This is a genomic window from Enterococcus sp. MSG3290 (assembly GCF_050555565.1).
GTDB lineage: Bacteria > Bacillota > Bacilli > Lactobacillales > Enterococcaceae > Enterococcus_B > Enterococcus_B faecium.
In genome coordinates this window covers 2,450,458-2,468,180 of record NZ_CP187862.1, presented here as the reverse complement: position 1 = coordinate 2,468,180, position 17,723 = coordinate 2,450,458, and the positions used below count along the sequence as shown (strand labels likewise).

The 17,723-nt window shown below is 39.5% G+C and carries 13 protein-coding genes; 5 read left to right on the top strand and 8 right to left on the bottom strand.

The annotated features are described in order from the left end of the window. Positions 1-11 precede the first annotated feature (11 nt). From IGL31_RS11945 to IGL31_RS11935, 3 genes are read left to right on the top strand one after another with little or no spacing between them, the layout of a single operon-like run. Positions 12-1,301, top strand: a complete 1,290-nt coding sequence (locus IGL31_RS11945; protein WP_002294491.1) for a glycoside hydrolase family 125 protein — start codon at positions 12-14, stop codon at positions 1,299-1,301. 12 nt (positions 1,302-1,313) lie between these two features. Beyond that, positions 1,314-4,016 (top strand): alpha-mannosidase, encoded by a 2,703-nt coding sequence (locus IGL31_RS11940; protein WP_081156848.1) that lies wholly within the window; start codon positions 1,314-1,316, stop codon positions 4,014-4,016. Then, on the top strand, positions 4,001-4,858 hold the full coding sequence (locus IGL31_RS11935) for an ROK family protein (RefSeq protein ID WP_002285988.1): 858 nt from the start codon (positions 4,001-4,003) through the stop codon (positions 4,856-4,858). Before IGL31_RS11940 ends, IGL31_RS11935 begins: the two co-directional genes overlap by 16 nt. Before the next feature lie 70 nt (positions 4,859-4,928). On the opposite strand, the gene IGL31_RS11930 is transcribed toward IGL31_RS11935, so the two are convergent. Further along, a complete protein-coding gene (locus IGL31_RS11930) occupies positions 4,929-5,786 on the bottom strand; it encodes an RluA family pseudouridine synthase (protein WP_002285989.1) in 858 nt (285 codons plus the stop codon). Positions 5,787-5,996: 210 nt separating this feature from the next. On the opposite strand from IGL31_RS11930, the gene IGL31_RS11925 reads away from it, so the two are divergent. Beyond that, complete coding sequence (locus tag IGL31_RS11925; protein ID WP_002294492.1) at positions 5,997-8,168, top strand: PBP1A family penicillin-binding protein; 2,172 nt, start codon at positions 5,997-5,999, stop codon at positions 8,166-8,168. A gap of 67 nt (positions 8,169-8,235) precedes the next feature. After that, entirely contained in the window at positions 8,236-8,577 is a 342-nt protein-coding gene (locus IGL31_RS11920) for a YlbF family regulator (RefSeq protein ID WP_002285994.1), read from the top strand. Between the two features lie 275 nt (positions 8,578-8,852). Here IGL31_RS11920 and IGL31_RS11915 read toward each other — a convergent pair whose 3' ends face one another. The 7 genes from IGL31_RS11915 to IGL31_RS11885 form a co-directional block, all read right to left on the bottom strand. Next, complete coding sequence (locus IGL31_RS11915; protein ID WP_002285995.1) at positions 8,853-10,607, bottom strand: ABC transporter ATP-binding protein; 1,755 nt, start codon at positions 10,605-10,607, stop codon at positions 8,853-8,855. Between the two features lie 10 nt (positions 10,608-10,617). Continuing rightward, positions 10,618-11,454, bottom strand: coding sequence for a sugar phosphate isomerase/epimerase family protein (locus tag IGL31_RS11910; RefSeq protein WP_086300243.1), 837 nt, complete (start codon positions 11,452-11,454; stop codon positions 10,618-10,620). A gap of 1 nt (position 11,455) precedes the next feature. Further along, positions 11,456-12,139 (bottom strand): rhamnogalacturonan acetylesterase, encoded by a 684-nt coding sequence (locus tag IGL31_RS11905; protein WP_086300244.1) that lies wholly within the window; start codon positions 12,137-12,139, stop codon positions 11,456-11,458. 158 nt (positions 12,140-12,297) lie between these two features. Continuing rightward, a complete protein-coding gene (gene uxaC, locus IGL31_RS11900; protein WP_002286000.1) occupies positions 12,298-13,692 on the bottom strand; it encodes a glucuronate isomerase in 1,395 nt (464 codons plus the stop codon). Positions 13,693-13,730: 38 nt separating this feature from the next. Next, a complete protein-coding gene (locus tag IGL31_RS11895; RefSeq protein ID WP_002286002.1) occupies positions 13,731-15,230 on the bottom strand; it encodes a UxaA family hydrolase in 1,500 nt (499 codons plus the stop codon). Beyond that, positions 15,223-16,644 (bottom strand): tagaturonate reductase, encoded by a 1,422-nt coding sequence (locus IGL31_RS11890; protein WP_002286004.1) that lies wholly within the window; start codon positions 16,642-16,644, stop codon positions 15,223-15,225. Before IGL31_RS11890 ends, IGL31_RS11895 begins: the two co-directional genes overlap by 8 nt. Before the next feature lie 59 nt (positions 16,645-16,703). Beyond that, a complete protein-coding gene (locus IGL31_RS11885) occupies positions 16,704-17,696 on the bottom strand; it encodes a LacI family DNA-binding transcriptional regulator (RefSeq protein ID WP_086300245.1) in 993 nt (330 codons plus the stop codon). Between the last annotated feature and the right edge of the window lie 27 nt (positions 17,697-17,723).

The following is a 17,723-nucleotide window of genomic DNA, read 5'->3' as shown; positions in this document are numbered from 1 at the left end:
AGGTTTTATTAGTGGTTTATAAAGATATACCAAAATCGGTGCAGAAATTTATGGAAGATATCACACAAAAATGTGGGGATATCCATGCGGACTGGGCAAAGAATTTTACAGCAGCATTTGCCAATACTCTGTTGACAACAGTCAAAAAGCAAAATGACGGAACCACCTTTTTATTGACGGGAGACATTCCAGCGATGTGGTTAAGAGACTCTACTGCACAAGTTCGTCCTTATTTAGTGATTGCAAAAGAAGATGAGGAATTAGCTGACATGATCAGCGGGTTAGTCAAAAAGCAATTTTTTTATATCAATATCGATCCATATGCGAATGCCTTCAACGAGGAAGCTAACGGTGCTGGCCACCAAACAGATCATACAAAAATGAACGATTGGATCTGGGAAAGAAAATATGAAATTGATTCTTTATGCTACCCAATACAGTTGGCCTATCTTCTTTACAAAAATACAGGAAAAACTGATCAATTCAATCAATCTTTTATTGAAGGTATCAAAAAAATCTTGGACGTGTTCAAAACAGAGCAAGACCATGAACACTCTCCTTATACATTTGTACGAGACACGACAAGAAAAGAAGATACGCTGATCAATGACGGGCGAGGTGCAAAAACAGCTTTTACAGGAATGACATGGTCTGGTTTCCGTCCTAGTGATGATGCTTGCCGTTATGGATATCTGGTACCATCCAATATGTTTGCGGTGGTCGTGTTAGGTTATGTGGAAGAAATTTTTCAAACGATACTCGATGATAAAGAAATTGTACAGCAAACACAGAAATTGAAGAAAGAGATCCAAGAGGGGATTCAGAATCACGGACGAACGGTTAATCAAAAAGGGCAAACGATTTATGCATATGAAGTAGATGGAATGGGAAACGCCACAGTCATGGATGACAGTAATGTGCCCAATCTGATCGCCGCACCTTACTTGGGATATTGTTCTGAACAAGAGGAAGATTATCTGCAAACAAGAAGAACATTGTTGAGTAAAGAAAATCCATATTTCTATGAAGGAAAGTACGCAAAAGGAATTGGATCCTCCCATACGCCAGAAAAATACGTTTGGCCGATTGCATTAGCTATGGAAGGAATGACAACGTCAGACAAATCTGAAAAAGAGCGGATATTGAATTTACTTGTAGCAACTGACGCAGGAACACACCTTATGCACGAAGGATTCGATGTGAACAATCCTGAAAATTATACGAGAGAATGGTTTTCTTGGGCAAATATGATGTTTTGCGAATTAGTCATGGATTACTTTGATATTAGAGTAGAAAAGTAGGAGGTATCGTAAATGAAAAAGAAAGTATATATCATTTCTCATAGCCACTGGGATCGTGAATGGTACATGGCTTACGAACAGCATCACATGCGGCTGATTGAATTGATAGACGATCTACTAGAGCTATTTGAAGTTGATCCGTCCTTCAACAGTTTTCATTTGGATGGGCAAACGATTATTTTAGATGACTATCTTCAAGTAAGGCCAGAAAAAAGACAGGCAATCCAACAAGCAATCAATGAAGGAAAATTGAGAATTGGACCATTTTATATCTTGCAAGATGATTTTCTTATCAGCTCGGAATCGAACGTGAGAAATATGCTGATTGGCATGGAAGAAAGCCGTAAATGGGGAACCCCTGTCATGTTAGGCTATTTTCCCGATACATTTGGAAATATGGGACAGACGCCTCAATTAATGAAACAAGCTGGTATTTCAGCAGCAGCGTTTGGCCGTGGTGTAAAACCAATTGGCTTTGATAATCAAGTTTTGGAAGCAGAAAACTATTCTTCCCAATACTCAGAGATGTGGTGGAAAGGACCTGATCAAACAGCAATCTTTGGTCTGCTATTTGCCAATTGGTATAGCAACGGGAATGAGATTCCAGTAGAAAAAGAAGCAGCTCTTGCCTTTTGGAAGCAAAAATTAGCGGATGCAGAACAATATGCCTCTACGAACCACTTATTGATGATGAATGGTGTTGATCATCAACCGGTACAAAAAGATATATCAAAAGCAATCCATCTCGCAAATGAACTGTTTCCAGATTACGAGTTTATTCATTCTAATTTTACTGACTATCTGGAAGCAGTTCAAAAAGATGTGCCAGAAGACTTAGGCTCAGTAGAAGGAGAATTGACAAGTCAAGAAACGGATGGCTGGTATACTTTAGCCAATACAGCATCTGCTCGGGTTTACTTAAAACAATGGAATACCAAGGTCCAGCGACAGCTAGAAAATATTACAGAACCACTTGCGACGATGGCTTATGAAGTTAGTGGAAACTATCCCCATGATCAATTAGATTATGCTTGGAAGACATTAATGCAAAATCATCCTCACGACAGTATTTGCGGTTGTTCAGTCGATTCTGTCCATCGGGAAATGATACCTCGTTTTGAAAAAGCAGATGAAGTTGGAAAGTATCTTGCACAAGATTCCTTAGAACAGCTGACCGCAGCAATCGATACGACCGGATTCCCAAAAGACAGCTTTCCATTTGTCATTGTAAATACTGCAGGAATGGATAAAACTGGTGAAGCAGAAATAACCATCGAATTAGAAAGAAAAAGATTCGCTGAAGGAATACCTGAACAACTATATCAAGAGTTAGAAAATTTGCCTAAACGTAAGTATCATGTAGAAACAAAAAGTGGGGCCACTATACCAGCTATTTTATCTGAAGAAACTGTCCAATTTGGTTATGATTTGCCGAAAGACCGTTTCCGTGTGCCATATATGGCAAGAATGATCAAAGTGACTTTACCATTAGAAAACATGCCAGCATTTTCTTGGGAAACATTCGCGCTTGTAGAAGGGGAAGCGAAAGAAGAAGAAAAGGAAACAATGATTCATCAGAGTGGACGAATCATCGAAAACGGCCCTCTACATTTGACGATTGAAAAAAATGGTACCATTACAATGGAAGATCGCAAAAACAAACGAAAGTTGAATAATCTGCATATTTTTGAAGATATCGGCGATATAGGAAATGAGTATATCTTTAAACAACCTTTCTGTGATCAGCCAATCCTATCCAGTAACAAAGAAAACTCTGAAGTAAAAGTATTAGTAGATACACCGGAAATAGCAAAAATAAGTATTCTACAGGAAATGGAAATCCCTGTTTCTGCAGACGAGCGTTTAGAAAAAGAACAGCAGATGGTTGTGGAATTTCGTTATCGAAAAGCAGAACGATCCAAAGAAAAACGAATCCTTCAAATAAAAACAATCATGACAATTAGAAAAGATAGTAAAAAAATCGACTTTGAAACGACTCTCGACAATCAGATGAAAGATCATCGCTTACGTGTCTTGTTTCCTACAAAGTTACATGTGGAACATCACGAAGCAGATAGTATTTTTGAAGTGGTGAAGCGCCCAAACCATGTGTCTAAAAGTTGGGAAAACCCCACGAATCCGCAACATCAGCAAGCATTTGTCAATATTCATGATGAAGAGTACGGTGTAACAGTCGGAAACTTTGGTTTGAATGAATATGAAGTAACAGAAGACGGACAAATCGCAGTGACGCTACTTCGCAGTGTGGGAGAACTAGGCGATTGGGGATATTTTCCAACACCAGAAGCACAGTGTTTAGGTGAGCATCGGTTCAATTACAGCATTGAACTACATGGACCAGAAGAAAAATTCTCTACTTATTTGCATGCATACGCAGCACAGATTCCTTTTTCCACTCAACAAATCAAACATCATGAAGGAACATTGATTTCAAAACAACAATATTTAACGATAAAAAGTGAAACGTTTGCAATTACAGCTTTGAAACGCAGCAAGTTTAGTGATAAAGTAGTAGTAAGAGGTTTCAATATGTCTAGTCATTTAGAAAAATTGGAAATAACTAAAGACAATGGAAAAACTGTCATATTGAATCTGCTTGAAGAACCAACGAAGCAAGCGGTTGTCCCAATAATCCAACCTTATGAGATTCGGACAATCGGATTCGAGGAGGAAAACGAATGTATGGCGGAATAGAAGCAGGCGGAACAAAATTTGTGTGTGCGGTTTCAGATGGTGGAGAAATTTTAGAAAAATTAAGTATCCCTACCACAACACCAGAAGAAACATTGGATCAGGTATTTGAATTTTTTGATCGTTATGAATTGAAGGGAATCGGGATTGGCTCATTCGGCCCGATTGGTATCGACAAAACAAAAGATAATTACGGGTACGTTTTGGCAACTCCCAAAAAAGGGTGGGCACAATTCGATTTTCTTGGCACAATCAAGGAACGCTACAATATTCCTGCTGCTTGGACAACGGATGTCAATGCTGCTGCATATGGGGAATTGAAGCAAGGAGCAGCACAAGGAAAAAATAGTTGTATTTACCTTACCGTGGGAACAGGAATCGGTGCAGGTGTCGTGATCAATGAAGAAATTTTTTCAGGGATCGCACATCCTGAAATGGGACATATTTGGGTGAAACGCCATCCAGATGACCATTATGAAGGTACTTGTCCTTATCATAAAGATTGTTTAGAAGGATTAGCAGCAGGACCGTCTATTGAGGCACGCACAGGGATCAAAGGGCAAGATCTGCCGCAAGATCATCCTGTTTGGGCTATTCAGGCTTATTATATTGCTCAAGCACTGATCAACTATACGTTGACGTTAGCACCTGAAAAGATTATTTTAGGCGGTGGGGTAATGAATCAGGATCATCTCCTTCAAAAAATCCGTCAGCAATTTGTTGAATTGATGGGTGGTTATATGGAAACACCTCAAGTAAGTGAATATATCGTTCGTTGGGGACTGCCGAATGAAAGTGGGATTATCGGTAGTTTGCTGTTAGCAGAACACGAACATCAAAAGTAAGCAGACAAATTACACAAAAAGAACAGAGTCTTATCATTATCTGCTGATAAGACTCTGTTCTTTTTTATTTCTATTCCCATAATCCAGGTAAAGCTTTACCGACTATTTTTTCTTGAGTAAATGGATGGATCATGTGCAGTTCTAATGCATGGAGCATCAGTCGTTCAGCAGTTCTATTTTGGTAGAGAGGGTCTCCAACGATCGGATGTCCCTTATGAGCTAAATGAACTCTGATCTGGTGTGTACGTCCGGTTTCCAAAACACAATAGACTTGTGTTTGTTCAGAAAGTACTTTGTTGACAGTGACATGTGTCAAGGCGCTCTGACCATTTTTATCATCTACGACCCTTTTTCTCCGATCATGGCGATCTCGTCCAATTTTATTGGTGATGGTCATATCTTTGGCAATTTCTCCCCATACGATGGCTTGATATCTCCGATAGATCATTTTTTGTTCCAACATTCTTCCAAGTATCGGCAAGACAAATGGATTTTTTGCAAATAAAACGGCACCGCTTGTTTCTTTGTCCAAGCGATGGACAACGTAAGGTCGTTGCTGTTTAGTGTCGAGATAAGCAGCTAAATGATTGAGTAAGGTACTGTTTTCTGTCGGTTCATTTGGATGAGTCTTCATTCCTGCAGGCTTATCCACTATAATCAAATGCTCATCTTCATATAAAACACGGATGTGCTTCGCATCTCCTAATTGAACTTCTTGATAATTATAATCTGTTTCTTCGAATAACAATGTGATCTGGTCATTGCCCTTTACTTCATGATGGAACAAAGCAGGTTGTTGATTGATCCAAACGTTTTTACGTATACGCAAAAAGTGTCGAACCTTTCTAGGAACTAACCATTCCTTTTCAAGCAAGTCGCGAATTGTTGTTTCAGGATGGTTCATAGGTAAAGTGATCGTGATTTTCACAAGTGTACTCCTTTCAGTGCAATTGCAGACTAATTGTACCATTTTTAAAACATATTTAAGAAAAAACTTACATTTTTCTGTTCATTCTTATGTTACTCTACTTGCACTAACGTAAAAAAACATATTGAACTACAACTTAAGCAGGAAGAAAACACTCTTTCACTATGGTAAAATAAGACGATTGAATCAAATAGACAGGAGAAGAAACAAATGGATTTTCAAAGCATTTTAGAAAAGATAAAAGCTGCTTTGATCAGTTTTTGGCGTTGGATCAGACCATATCTCGGACAATTCCATCGATGGCGAAAGCGCATCTGGAAAAAATATCATGTGAACAAATTGATTTTGCTGATTGGTTTGATCTGTGTCTTAGTGACAAGTATCTACCTCTTTATTTTAGCAAAACAAGCAAATGTCGAAACGTTAAAATCAGGATTAAGCCAATCGACAGTCATTTATGATAAGAAAAACGAAGAAGCTGGCACACTGTACGCCCAAAAAGGAACATATGTAGAATTAAACGCGATTTCTCCCTATATCCAAGATGCAGTAATCTCGACAGAAGATAGGAATTTTTACGAGCATCACGGGTTTGATATCAAAGGGATTGCCCGTGCAGCAGTCCGAATGGTCTTGTCTGGCGGAACATCAGGGGGCGGAGGAAGTACGATCACTCAGCAGCTTGCCAAAAATGCGTATCTGACATTAGACCAAACGTTTGATCGAAAAGCGAAGGAATTATTTTTGGCAATCGAGATCGAAAAGAAGTACAGCAAAGAAGAAATCTTGACCATGTATCTTAACAATGCCTATTTTGGCAACGGGGTATGGGGTGTCCAAGACGCTTCCAGAAAGTATTTTGGAGTAGATGCAACGAATGTTACGCTGTCTGAGGCTGCTACTTTGGCAGGAATGCTGAAAGGTCCTGGTATTTATAATCCGATCGATCACCCAAAAAATGCGAATGATCGGAAAAACACAGTACTAAGTGTAATGGAAGAAAACGGAAAAATCACAAAAGAACAAGAACAAGCAGAAAGCCAGACAGATATCAGCGCGTATCTTAATGACACATACGATAATTCAGATTCTGGTTATCGTTATCCTTATTATTTTGATGCAGTGATCGATGAAGCAGTTAACGAGTATGGTCTTGATGAAGAAGATGTCATGAATAAAGGCTATAAAATCTATACAGCTTTAGATCAGGATTATCAAAAGCAATTAGAAGCTACTTATCAAAACAGTGCATTATTCCCAGCAAATGCTTCAGATGGTGCCATGGTCCAATCTGCTTCAGTAGCTTTAGATCCGAATACAGGTGGTGTACAAGCACTAGTAGGACGAAGAGGAGATCATGTCTTTAGAGGATTCAGCTTTGCTACACAGATGCGTCGTTCACCAGGATCAACGATCAAACCATTAAGCGTATATACACCAGCACTGGAAGCTGGATACAAGCCTTCCAGTATCTTGAAAGACGAACCGCAAAGTTATTACGATGCGCATAATTTTGACGGGACATACCAAGGAGAAGTACCGATGTATCAAGCTGTTGCACAAAGTTTGAATTTGCCTGCTGTATGGCTTTTGCATGAGATCGGTTTACAAAAAGGATATGATAAAGCAGAAGAATTCGGCCTGCCTTTAGCAAAATCTGATAAGTATTATGGCTTAGCCCTTGGTGGACTGGAAAAAGGAGTATCTCCATTGATCATGGCGGGTGCTTACAGTGCATTTGCCAATGATGGTCAGATGTATACGCCGCATCTTATCACGAAAATCGTTGATTCGACTGGAGCGGTGATCGTCGATAACACAAACAAAAAACCAAAACAGGTCATATCAAAGGAAACAGCCGATGAAATGACCAGCATGCTTCTTGGTACATTTTCAAATGGAACAGCGGCTGCTGCGAATCCTGCAGGTTATACGATAGCAGGGAAAACAGGAACCACAGAAACTAATTTCGATGCCACAAAAGCAAATGACCAATGGATGATCGGTTACACGCCAGACGTAGTGATTTCGACATGGATGGGTTACGAAGAATCCAGCAAGCTGCACTATTTGGAAGGGACAAGTGGAAATGTTGTCGGGAAAGTCTTCAAATCAGCGGCAGAAGGCATCCTTCCGTATACTTCAAAAACAGGATTTAGTGTAGCAGATGCCTATGCCACAGGAGGACAAGTGGTAGCTGCAGATCAAGTTGGAAACACAGGAAATTCTAATGGAGAGTCTGGAAATTGGCAAGATAACTTGAATCAATATGGTGAACAAGCAAAAGAAGGGCTGAAAAACTTCGGCGATATGGTGAAAGAAGGCGTTCAGGGAATTGGTGAAGCGGCTAAAGACCTCTGGCGGAAATATCAAGGAGAGTAGACCCTTTGAAAACGAATAACCCCATGTTACAATAGAGAGTAACTACTAAAAGAAAAGAGGGCATAACATGTCAAACATCTACGATAGCGCGAATCAAATCGAACGTGAGATCCGTGAATTACCAGAATTCAAAGCGTTGAAAGAAGCGTACGAGAAAGTACAAGCAAACGAAGAAGCACACAAACTGTTCAAAGACTTCCAAGCGATGCAAATCGAATTACAAGAAAAACAAATGAGTGGACAAGAGTTCAGCGACGAAGATGCAATGAAAGCACAAGAAATGGCTGTGAAAATCCAATCAGAAGAAGTAATCAATGACTTGATGCAAAAAGAGCAAGGCTTCAGTACAATCATCAATGACTTGAACCGTATCATCATGACACCAGTTCGCGACCTTTACAGCGAATAAAACTATTTTATGAAACAACAGAGGGTGTGAAAGAGACGTTCGGCCTTGAGCGATGACAAAATTGCTTCTTATTGCCGATAGGCTATCTCTTGAACACCGTTTACCAAGAGGTCGTGAGCCTACCGTTTAACTCTGAGTTACAAGGAACAATTTCAAAAAACAGCTTCTCATGTTTGATGACTATTGTGACTTGTGACCGAGGAGTTGGCAGGAGAACACCGTTTATTCAGAAATAGGAGCTACGACAAAAGTCTTGTCATAGCTCCTATTTTTTGTCATTCATTTTTCAAGCGGTAGAAATAGCCTTTTTGAGCTAACAGTTTTTCGTAAGTACCTATTTCAACGATTTTTCCTTCATCGATCACAACGATTTTATCTGCCTCTTTGATCGTTGAAAGCCGATGAGCCACAATAAAAGTAGTGGGTGTTTCTGTCAGGTAATTCAGGGCTTGCTGGATTTTTTTCTCTGACTGGTTATCTAAAGCTGAGGTTGCTTCATCTAGCAAAATGATTTTTGGCTGACGTATCAACGCTCGTGCAATGGAGATACGTTGCTTTTGGCCACCAGACAGCTTGTTGCCATGTTCGCCTACTAAGGTATCCAGACCATCAGGAAGCTGGTCAATCAGTGAAGAAAGTTGCGCAGCTTCGATGACTTCATCTAAACGTTCTTTTGATACGTTTTTCAAGCCATAAGTGATGTTCTCTTTGATCGAAGCGGAGAACAACAAAGTGGTTTGAGGAACAACGGCTAAATAATTTCGCACACTTCGCATATCCAGTTCATCCAAAGGCTGATCATCTAGAAAAATTTTTCCTGAAGTCGGCTGGATAAATCCAATCAATAAGTTAAGGAGTGTAGATTTTCCAGAGCCAGATGGCCCAACAAAAGCAATTGTTTCTCCAGCTTTCACCTCTAGAGAAAAATGATCGATAATCGGTTTGAGTGAGTCCGGATAAAGAAAAGAAACATCCTCAAAACGAAAATTTCCATCCAAATGTTGGATTTTTTTCTTACCGTGATAAGTTTCTACATCGCCAGCAATCAACAGTTCGCCAATAGAAGTGATAGATTCCATGCCTTTTGAAATCGTAGGAATCAGCGTGATCATTCCAGAAACGGAATTGACGATCGTCGTGAAATACGTCTGATACATCACGACATCGCCGGGTTGGATGCGCCCTTGTAAAGCTAATATCCCAGTGAAAATCAAACAAATCAGCTGAAATATCTGAAAACTAGCCCAGCTGACTGATCCGAAAACAGATTGCAGGATATCTAAGTGGAATCCTTTTTCATAGATTTGAGTAAAATGCTTATTTAAGCGAGTTGTTTCGTGTTTTTCTAACCCATGAGCTCGAGCAATCGGTGCTAATTCGATCACTTCGATCACTTTTGCAGAAGTCTCTTCCATTTCTTGCCTGAAGTCTGAGTTGGACTGTCTGATCCTTTTACGGAAAAAGAGAGTAACGAATGCGGCGAGAGGAACAGTCAATAAGAAAAACATGAAAACAACAGGACTTTTATAAAGCGTGATACCTAAAGCTACGAATAAATTGACAGCGATATTTAATCCGCTGACAAATACTTGAGAGGACAACGTTTGGATAGCTTCTACATCACGGATGATCTTTGACTGGATTCGTCCAGATTGCAATTCTTTTTGATAAGGAATAGATAGTTCTTGGATTTTCTTGATAAGGGTCGCTCTTAGTCCAGCTTCTACTTGACGGATCGAAGTGCTATGGTATTTTACATGAAAATAATTCGTCAATATATTTTGACCAATCAGACAAGCCATCAAAAAAGCGTTGAAATAAATGGCCTGCAACTGAGAAGAATCTTTCGATGAAGCTGCATTGATTACATTGGCAATAGCGATCGGCATTAACCAAGATGGAAGATGTTTGATAATAAAAAAGAGTCCTGACATGGCAAAACGCCAATAATTTCCCTGATAAAGATGCAGCAATGTCTGAAAAGCATTTGCATGATATTTTTGATAACTTTTCTGTATTCGTTCCTCCATAATCTTCTCCTTAACAATCTTGGTAAATAAACTGCAAGTGTTCTATTGCTTCAGGAACATAAATCTCAGGAGTAGCTTCAAGAGTGGCGTACATTAGAGGACGCTCATATTTGATATAATGCAGTACCGGGCGGAAATCTAAACAGCCCTTGCCAACAGGTACCATGCGGATCTTTCCATTTTCCATGATATAGTCTTTGAGATGAAGCGCTGTAATATAACCATGTAAATTGTCCAAGGCACCTCGGATCACTTTTTCCTGATCAGCATGATTTTCTTTATGCATCAAATTCGCACAATCTAAAATGATTTTTAAATTTGGTGAAGCTACTTCATCGATTAAACGTTTAGCTAACTGATAGTTATAGATTGGATGATTGATCCCTGCTTCAACAGCAACAGTTATGCCAAAATTTTCTGCATGAGCGACTAATTCAATGATAGAATTTCTGGCGATCTGATAAGCTTCTTCAGTAAAATTTTCTTTTGTGTAACCGACAGAGACACTACCGGTTTCCGTAGCAATCATCTTGGCTTGATAGGCAGAGCACAGAGCAATTTGCTGTTTGAAAGTTGCCAATGCTTGTGCACGAACTTCTTGATTTTTGCTGGATAGGTTGATATAGCATCCTAAAATGGAAAGTTCGATATTGTTTTTTTGGAAGTATTCACCAAAATAGGCAGCACTCCCAAGTGTCATGTCAGTTAATTTAAGTTGTTCAGGAAATGCTTTTTGTGGTGCAAATTGGATATGGGACAAGTGAAGCTGTGATACTTTTTGAACGATTTCTTCACGATTTCGAACATCTAAATCGTGGGCACGGATGCCTAAATTTAATGGAAACATCTCAAACTCCTTTTTGTAAATAATTAGCAAGAGGCAGACGGGATTCTTTTATCAATTCAACAATTATTCGGGCAACTTTATCAGCGCCTTCTGGACTAAAGTGGGTATTGTCCTTTAGTCCTTCTGGGTAATTTTTACAAGTATCAGGCATAAGATGCAGGTAGAATTTTTTTGTCTCTTCTTTTGAGAAGGTCTGGAACAATTCTTGTGATCTTGAGAACACATCTAAAAGAGGAATATGGTGTTTCTCAGCAAATGCACGCATCGCTTTTGGATAGTCTCCAAGTATATCTGGATTCAATGTTCCGCTTTCTAAGTAATCTCGTCGCGTCACAGATGTCAGTAAGACCATTTGGACGTTCGCTTTTTTTGCGCATTCAAAAAATATCTGCAGATTTTTTAAATAGCTACCGAAGGGAAGCGTACCTCTTTCTTCTTGGATTTTCTGGTCGTTATGTCCAAATTGTACAAATAAGAAATCATTCGGCTGAAACTGTGAAGCTAGACGGGCTAACCTTCCTTCCTGGATAAATGATTTGGTGCTGCGTCCATTCTTTGCTTGGTTATTGATCTGGATCTCGGGTGAAAAATAAGCAGAGATTTTTTCTCCCCAACCTGTCTCGGGACGCTTGTCTTCATCTTTTTCTGCCGCAGTAGAATCACCGGCAATATGGATAGTAGGCATGTTATCTCTTCTTTCATAAAGGTTTATAGGCAATGAAGCAGAACAGCAAGAGAAGAAGACGGAGCAAATTTGGTCCGTCTTCTTCTCTAAAACGTGGATAAACGGATTCCGTTATTTCGCTATCCTGTTTTTGATTCGTTACTGTTACTATTAATCAATTAGGCAAAAAAGCCAAAGTAATTTTTAGCATTTGTATAACTAATCGCTTGAACTAGACTTCCTAAAAGTTGTTCATCTTCAGGTGCTTCTCCTCGCATGACCATTTCGCCTAAAAATTCACAAAGAACACGACGGAAATATTCATGTCTAGTGTAGGACAGGAAACTTCTTGAATCTGTCAGCATGCCGACAAAATTCCCCAAAGCACTACCATCAGCAAATTGTGTCAATTGATCGCGCATACCAGCTCGAGTATCGTTGTACCACCATCCAGAACCTAACTGCAGTTTTCCATTCTGTTCTTTTTGGAAACAGCCCATCAAAGCTAAAATCGCAGGATAGTCATTCGGATTCAATGAATAAAGGATCGTCTTTGGCAACTGATCCGTTTCTTCTGCACGATTCAATAATTTTTGCAGAGGAATAGTCAAAGAAAGATCATTCATTCCATCATAGCCGGTATCGGGCCCTAATTTTTCCAACATTTGTGTATTACAGTTACGATAAGCATGGATGTGCAGCTGCATCGTCCAATTATGAGAATGATAGAAGTGGGTCAAATGTATCAGTGTTTCTGTACGATAAGCATCGATTTCATCTGAAGATAATAGTTTGTTAGCTCGTGCTTTTTGAAAAATCTCTTCTAATACTGTTTCATCCGCTTCTTTATAGCGTAAGATGTCTAAAGCGTGGTCGGAAACACGACATCCATGTTGATGGAAGTATTCTATCCGCTGCCCTAAGACTTCTATCAGTTCTTGATAGGTGGTGATCGTTTGGTCAGCTGCTTCTTCCAGTAGTGTGACCCATGCATTAAATCCTTCTTTTTCAATATTGAGTGCTTTATCTGGACGGAATGAAGGTAGAACCTTCAAATCTGGTTCTTCATGAGCAAGCAACTGATGATAGTGCAAGTCGTCTGCGGGATCATCTGTTGTACAAATCACTTCTACATTCGATTTTTTTGCGATTTCCCGACGGCGAAAATCAGGAGCTGCCAAAATTTCATTTGCTTGTGTCCAAATTTTCTCTGCATTTTCTTCATTTATCAACAAGTCAATACCGAAGAAACGCTTCAATTCAAGATGTGACCAACTGTAAAGCGGATTTCCGATAATTTTTGGTACGGTTTGACACCAAGCTAAAAATTTTTCAAAATCAGAAGCATTTCCTGTGATTTTTTCTTCAGGCACGCCGCAAGCTCGCATCAAGCGCCATTTGTAATGATCGCCTCCTAACCAAGCTTCTGTCAGATTGCTGAAATTGTTGTTTTCGTAAATTTCTTTTGGATCTAAGTGACAGTGATAATCAATAATGGGCATGTTTTTTGCGTAGGAATGGTAAAGCTTTTTCGCCCAATCGTCTTTTAATAAAAAATCATCAGATAAAAACATAAATCTTCCTTCTTTCTTTTTATACTGTTTTATGAAAATCAAAGTGTTACTCCGTTTTTAAAAATGGCAATTTCTCGAACGTCATTTTGTTCATTTTTCGTTTCTTCTCCACTAGCTACAGCGATGATTTTTTGAACAAACGATTCTAAGATTACTTCCATTGGTTGTTCTAATAAGACGCCTGCATTAAAATCCATCCAATGACCTTTGCGTTCAAAAAGAGTTGTATTCGTAGATACCTTGACCGTTGGGACATATGAGCCAAACGGAGTCCCTCTTCCTGTGGTAAACAAGACCAACTGGCAATCGGATGAAGCAAGAGCAGAGGCAGCTACAAGATCATTCCCGGGAGCTTGCAATAAACTAAGCCCTGGTTTTCTGATTTTCTCGCCATATTGTAGCACATCAACGACAGGAGAGCTTCCTGATTTTTGCGTGCAGCCTAAAGACTTATCTTCTAATGTAGTGATCCCACCTGCTTTATTACCAGGAGATGGGTTTTCGTAAACTGGTTCCCCGTAAGACAAGAAATACTGTTTGAAGTCATTGATCAAGTCAACGATTGAGTCAAAAACTTCTTCATTTTCCGCTCGTGCCATCAATACTTGTTCTGCGCCAAACATTTCTGGCACTTCTGTTAAGATCGTGCTGCCTCCTTGAGCAATCAAGTAGTCAGAAAATGCACCAAGTAAAGGATTAGCAGTTATTCCCGATAGACCATCAGAACCGCCGCATTTCAAACCGACATTCAACTTAGAGAGCGGGACTGATATGCGCTGGTCATTTTCCGCCGCTGTTAAAAGCTCTTCTAATAGAGCCACACCTTGTTCGATCTCATCGTAAACATCTTGAGCCACTAGAAATTTCACTCGTTCTTCATCATATTCACCTAAAATTTTTTTGAATTCAGGAACTGTATTGTTCTCACAACCTAATCCAAATACTAAAACTCCTCCGGCATTGGGATGGTTTACTGCGTCCGCTAAAATTTCTCGAGTATTTTGATGATCTTTTCCAAGCTGCGAACAGCCATAAGGATGCTTTAAAATCGTAATATGGTCAAACTGTCCCAGATCTGGATGTTTTTCCTTGAACTGTTTGACGATCAGTTCAGCAATGCCATTCACACACCCAACGGTAGGTACTAAAAACAAATCATTACGAATCCCTACTTTTCCATTTTTTCGCAAGTAACCTTGAAATGTTCGGTTCTCAAAAAGGTAATGACTTGGATGGACATCTTTTTCATATCGATAATCCAATTCACCAGAAAGATTGGTTTTTACATTATGAGTGTGCAGCCATTGACCGGCAGTTACGTCTGTCGTCACATGACCGATTGGATAGCCATATTTGATCACGTTGTCTCCAGCTTTCAAATCACCCAATGCAATCTTATGACCTTGCGGGATATCTTCAAGAGTGGTGATCGTTTGCTGATCAATCGTCAGTTGTGTTTGTTTTGGAATAGGGGTTAATGCGACGACCACACTGTCTCGTCGATTTAATTTCATTGTTGGTTGCAGGGTTTCAAGCATGGACCATCGTTCCTTTCATTTCTTGTAATACTGACCGGACACCTTTTTGATCGATCTTTGCAGCTATTTCTTGAACTGTATCTGTCACATTCGGTATTTGAGACAAATCTTCTCCCCAAAGCGCAGCGTTTTGCAATAATCGAGGAATAGCTGTTCCATTATCAGACCAAGCATCAGTAAATTCGCTTATCGTCTTTTCATCATCATGTGGCTTTACTTGATCGCCTCGATACATAAGAAGTAGCGCAGCTAGTGAAACAGTGATTAACGGTGGTACCTGATTTTGTTCTTCGATATACTTCTTGAACACTGGAAGCAGACGGGTGCTGAACTTTGAAACACTATTTAATGAAATCGCTTCTAATTTGTGATGGGCAAAAGGATTCAAGAAACGTTCTTTGATTTGGTCAGCATAAATGGCTAATTCATCTTTAGGTAAAGAAAGCATAGGAATCAATTCTAGATTGAATAACTGATCAACATATGCGGAGAATAAAGGATCTTTCATTACTTCTTCTACAGTTTCCAATTCCGCCAACAAAGCAAGAGGGACCATCGCTGTATGCGGTCCATTAAGCAAATGCACCTTACGTTCACGATAAGGAGTCATATCATCTGTGATGATGACATTCAAGCCAGCCTGTTTGAATGGTAGTTGATTCTCCAATTCTTTAGGCCCTTCGATCACCCAAAGCATGAATGGTTCTGCTTTGACCATCAATTGATCTTCATAGTTATGCCGTTGATTGAAAACACCTGCATCTTCGCGAGGATAACCTGGGACGATGCGATCAACTAAACTACAACAGAAAACATTTTCTTTTTCTAACCACTCAACAAAAGCAGGTTCTAAATCCCATTTTTCTGCGTAGCGTAAAATGATTTCTTTTAGACGTTCGCCGTTTCTGTCAATCAGTTCGCAAGGAATGATGGTAAAGCCAGCTTTGTTTAATTTGAAACGTCGGTATAAAAAGGCTGTCAGTTTGCCCGGGAAGCTCTGTGGGGGAGTATCTGTTAAATTATCAGTCTCCACGAATTGGATTCCTGCCTCTGTTGTATTGGAGACGATATAGGCCAAGTCGTCATTTTCTGCTAGAGATAGATAAGCATCCCATTCATCATAAGGATTGATCATTTGTTCTACTACGGTGATAATCTCGGAAGTATCAACGATTTCGCCATTGCTGAGTCCTTGTAAAATGACCGTATATAAATTATCTTGCTGGTTCATCATATTTCCAAGACCTTGTTCTAAAGGTTGAATGATTGCAACATTACCTTTAAACAATTGTTGGTTATTCAGCTGCTGAATCTGCCAATCAATAAATCCACGCATAAAATTGCCTTCACCAAACTGAAGAACTTTTACAGGTGCTTCGTTTTTTTTCACTAATTCTTTTGTCAGTTTTTTCATATAAACTTCCTTTCTGTGTTATGCACACGTTAACATTTTTATATAAAATTACTTGTAGTTTACAAGTAATTGATCGACTCACGAAGGATCAACAAGGTGGAGAGCTCAATTTTAGATTGTTCGATCGTCCTGCCTTCGATCAAATCTAGTAAAAGCTTTGTTCCTTCTTGACACATTTCTTTCAAAGGCTTACGTACGGTGGTAAGCGGCGGATTGAGATAGGAGACGACTGGAGAATCATCGAACCCGATCAGAGAAATGTTCTGGGGAACACGGAGGCCAGCTAAATGTACAGCTCTCAATGCACCAATCGCTATGTCGTCGTTGCCGCAAAAAACCAGAGTAGGCAGGTCAGAAAGTGATAATAGGTATTCCATGTTTTGGAGGCCGCTTTCTAAGCTGTAATCTCCTGTTAAAAAATAGGCTGGATTGACAGGGATGCTCGCTTTTTTTAGACTTTTCAATACCCCTTTTTCCCGTTCTTTTGTCGAACGAAAATTTTTCTTTCCGCCAATATAAGCGATCTTCGTATGTCTGCATCCAATACCGTAATCTACTGCCTGCATAACACCGGCCGCATCATCGGCAGTGACGTTGATAACCGCTGAATCATTGATGTGACGATTGACAACAACGAAAGGAAATTCTTTTTCTTTGAGATAGTCGATGAAAGGCTGATCATCATCACTTTGACTCATAACGATCAGTCCATCGTAGCGTTGCAGGTTGATTTCTGTTAAATCAACAACATCGATACTTTCAACAGATAAACTGTAATTTGTGTCTAATACTGAATGGATGCCTGCAATGGAATCTGCTAGGAAATTTGATGAAGTTCCTTTATGCAAACTTGAGAAAAATAGTCCGATTAGATATTTTTTTTGATTCACTAAACCTTTTGCACTATAGTTTGGCGAATAATTCATTTCCTTAGCTAGTTGTCGTATTTTTTGTTTTGTTTCATTTTTTATTAAACTGCTGTTATTCAAAGCACGAGAAACTGTCGTATGAGAAACGCCAGCTGCTTTAGCGATATCTTTGATCGTTACCATTCCATCATTTTCCTTACTTTTTCACTT

Bases quoted from the DNA above. Each gene is read 5' to 3' on its own strand.
- IGL31_RS11940 (WP_081156848.1), top strand. From the start codon at position 1,314: ATGAAAAAGAAAGTATATATCATTTCTCATAGCCACTGGGATCGTGAA.
- IGL31_RS11935 (WP_002285988.1), top strand. From the start codon at position 4,001: ATGTATGGCGGAATAGAAGCAGGCGGAACAAAATTTGTGTGTGCGGTT.
- IGL31_RS11925 (WP_002294492.1), top strand. From the start codon at position 5,997: ATGGATTTTCAAAGCATTTTAGAAAAGATAAAAGCTGCTTTGATCAGT.
- IGL31_RS11920 (WP_002285994.1), top strand. From the start codon at position 8,236: ATGTCAAACATCTACGATAGCGCGAATCAAATCGAACGTGAGATCCGT.
- IGL31_RS11915 (WP_002285995.1), bottom strand. From the start codon at position 10,607: ATGGAGGAACGAATACAGAAAAGTTATCAAAAATATCATGCAAATGCT.
- IGL31_RS11910 (WP_086300243.1), bottom strand. From the start codon at position 11,454: ATGTTTCCATTAAATTTAGGCATCCGTGCCCACGATTTAGATGTTCGA.
- IGL31_RS11905 (WP_086300244.1), bottom strand. From the start codon at position 12,139: ATGCCTACTATCCATATTGCCGGTGATTCTACTGCGGCAGAAAAAGAT.
- uxaC (WP_002286000.1), bottom strand. From the start codon at position 13,692: ATGTTTTTATCTGATGATTTTTTATTAAAAGACGATTGGGCGAAAAAG.
- IGL31_RS11895 (WP_002286002.1), bottom strand. From the start codon at position 15,230: ATGCTTGAAACCCTGCAACCAACAATGAAATTAAATCGACGAGACAGT.
- IGL31_RS11890 (WP_002286004.1), bottom strand. From the start codon at position 16,644: ATGAAAAAACTGACAAAAGAATTAGTGAAAAAAAACGAAGCACCTGTA.
- IGL31_RS11885 (WP_086300245.1), bottom strand. From the start codon at position 17,696: ATGGTAACGATCAAAGATATCGCTAAAGCAGCTGGCGTTTCTCATACG.